Genomic DNA, 2,595 nt, shown 5'->3' with positions numbered 1-2,595 from the left:
GCACCAGCCGGAAAATATTGCTGAGCAAAARCAAATGCGGATCGTTGGGGTTCTGTTCGAGCTTCACCAGCTCGACATCCAGCACCGATAGATTTTCCGCCGTCTCGGTCAGAAACTCACTGAGCAAATCATCCATTCGGAATCCCCCGGTCTACGTCCCTATTCGGACACCCTGGCGCTGGGTGTCGGTCTGCGACCCAACTGCCTACATTTCTTGAACCACCGCAGCGCAAAGGGCAAGCGAGCAGTTGCATAAGACTATCGATCATGCCCATCAAATCTATCAGGGAAATGACAGAATGGGCAATCGGCCAGCAATCCTGACGAGTTCCGTCGAGGGTTGCGAGACCGTCAGTGGCACGCCGAGCGCCCGCCCGAGCAAGGAGGCGAAGCCTGCCGCCACCGTCCGGTGATCCAGCGAGGCGCGCGTGCGCCCGGCCAAAAGCTCCGGCAGAATCTCCGGAACGCGCAGGTTCTGCCCGGTTGCGTCGATCTCGAAGGGCGCGCCGATCTCGGTTACGTCCATCTTGACCGATATTTGCCCGCCGCGCGTCAGCGTCGTCGCCACCGCCAGAACGGCATTCAGCAGCAGTTGCAGCGCACCGGGGGCATAATCCACCGCTTCGGCGGCAGGATCGCTCGGCCAATTCAAATCGATCCGGGTTTCGCCCGCAAAATAATCGATCAGCACTTGGCGAACATCGGCAAGGCGCGTATCGCTGCTCGCGCCGCCCCGGCCCCAGGCCAGCCGGAAGCATTGCAGCTTAGCGGCTGCTGCCTGGCCGCTTTGAGCGATGAGATCGAAGGCTTCGCTATCGAGCGTCGCCCCCAGCTCCTCGATCAACTCCACCCCATTGTTGACCGCGCCAATCGGGCTCACGAGATCGTGGCAGAGTTGGCTGACCACCAAATGAAGGAAGGATAGATCCACCGTAACCGACGGCAGGGATGTGTGAATGGTATCCATGATTGGGACACTTCTTTCTCTGGCAATGACAGACCAGATTTCAAATCAAAGCTTTAGCTTGCATGAAGCCACTTTAGGTTTGAAGATTCCCTTAACATGTACCGGATTTTCCAGCGAGAAACACCATGAGTGCGATTCCAAGCCTTCTGACCCCCGGCTGCACGGTACGCCACCCGGCCTGCCCGGATTGGGGATTGGGGCAAGTTCAGTCGGTCGTCGGCGACCGGGTGACGGTCAATTTCGAAGAGCGCGGCAAAGTTGTGCTGAACCTGTCGGTAATCGCGCTCGATCTCATCGATACGGACGACCGTTAAAACAAAACCCCCGCCGGACGAATCCGACGGGGGCTTCAAACCAAAGGCTGATGGGGGGATTAGAAATCCATCCCGCCCATACCGCCCATGCCACCGCCGCCACCGGGCATCGGTGCGTCTTTCTTCGGCAGTTCGGCGACCATTGCTTCGGTCGTAATCAGCAGCGAGGCCACCGAAGCAGCGTCTTGCAGGGCCGACCGAACCACCTTCACCGGATCGATGATGCCGGACTTCACCATATCGGCATAAACGCCCTTCTGGGCATCGTAGCCATAGTTGAAGTCGTTCGACTCCAGCAGCTTGCCCGAAATCACGGCGCCATCGACACCGGCGTTTTCGGCGATCTGCTTCACCGGGGCGGTCAGGGCTTTGCGGACGATGTCCACACCGACGCGCTGATCGTCATTTTCCGGCTTCAGGCCTTCAAGCGCCTTGGTGGCATAAAGCAGGGCGACGCCGCCGCCGGCGATCACGCCTTCTTCCACGGCTGCGCGGGTCGCATGCATCGCGTCATCAACGCGATCCTTGCGTTCCTTCACTTCGATTTCCGTCGAGCCGCCGACGCGGATCACGGCAACGCCGCCGGCGAGCTTCGCCAGACGCTCTTGCAGCTTTTCGCGGTCGTAGTCCGACGAGGTTTCTTCGATCTGGGCCTTAATCTGCGCGATACGGGCTTCGATATCCGAACGCTGACCGGCACCATCGACGATGGTGGTTTCGTCCTTCGTGATCGTCACCTTCTTGGCGGTGCCGAGCATGTCGAGCGTCACGTTTTCAAGCTTAATGCCGAGGTCTTCGGAAACGACCTGACCGCCCGTGAGGATGGCCATATCTTCCAGCATCGCCTTACGACGATCACCAAAGCCCGGGGCCTTCACGGCAGCGATCTTCAGGCCACCGCGCAGCTTATTGACCACGAGGGTCGCCAGCGCTTCGCCTTCAACATCTTCCGCAATGATGAGCAGCGGACGGCCCGACTGAACCACCGTTTCGAGAACCGGCAGCATGGCCTGAAGACCCGACAGCTTCTTTTCGAAGAAAAGAACGTAGGGGTTTTCCAGCTCGGCCTGCATCTTTTCGGCATTGGTCACGAAGTACGGCGAGATATAGCCGCGATCGAACTGCATACCTTCGACGACGTCGAGTTCCGTTTCGATGCCCTTGGCTTCTTCAACGGTGATGACGCCTTCGTTGCCGACTTTTTCCATGGCGCGGGCGATCATTTCGCCGATTTCGCGTTCGCCATTGGCCGAAATCGTGCCGACCTGCGCCACTTCTTCGTTGGTCGAAACCTTCTTCGAACGGCTCTTCAGG

3 protein-coding genes are annotated in these 2,595 nt (G+C 59.0%); 1 reads left to right on the top strand and 2 read right to left on the bottom strand.

All coding sequences use genetic code 11. The annotated features are described in order from the left end of the window. Positions 1-283: 283 nt before the first annotated feature. Positions 284-967 carry a histidine phosphotransferase family protein gene (locus VZ95_RS12295; RefSeq protein WP_045776105.1) on the bottom strand — a complete coding sequence of 228 codons (684 nt, stop codon included), beginning with the start codon at positions 965-967 and terminating at the stop codon, positions 284-286. Between the two features lie 125 nt (positions 968-1,092). On the opposite strand from VZ95_RS12295, the gene VZ95_RS12290 reads away from it, so the two are divergent. Then, the gene (locus tag VZ95_RS12290; RefSeq protein WP_045776104.1) at positions 1,093-1,281 is read left to right on the top strand and encodes a DUF3553 domain-containing protein; all 189 of its coding nucleotides are present in this window, start codon (positions 1,093-1,095) and stop codon (positions 1,279-1,281) included. 59 nt (positions 1,282-1,340) lie between these two features. Here VZ95_RS12290 and groL read toward each other — a convergent pair. Next, a partial coding sequence (gene groL / locus VZ95_RS12285) for a chaperonin GroEL (RefSeq protein WP_045776103.1) occupies positions 1,341-2,595 on the bottom strand: 1,255 nt, incomplete at its 5' end.

The sequence above is a fragment of the Elstera litoralis genome, from assembly GCF_000963705.1.
In the GTDB taxonomy this organism is placed as follows: Bacteria; Pseudomonadota; Alphaproteobacteria; order Elsterales; family Elsteraceae; genus Elstera; species Elstera litoralis.
The sequence above is the reverse complement of the archived record's forward strand: the minus strand, read 5'-3'. Positions and strand labels throughout refer to the sequence as shown.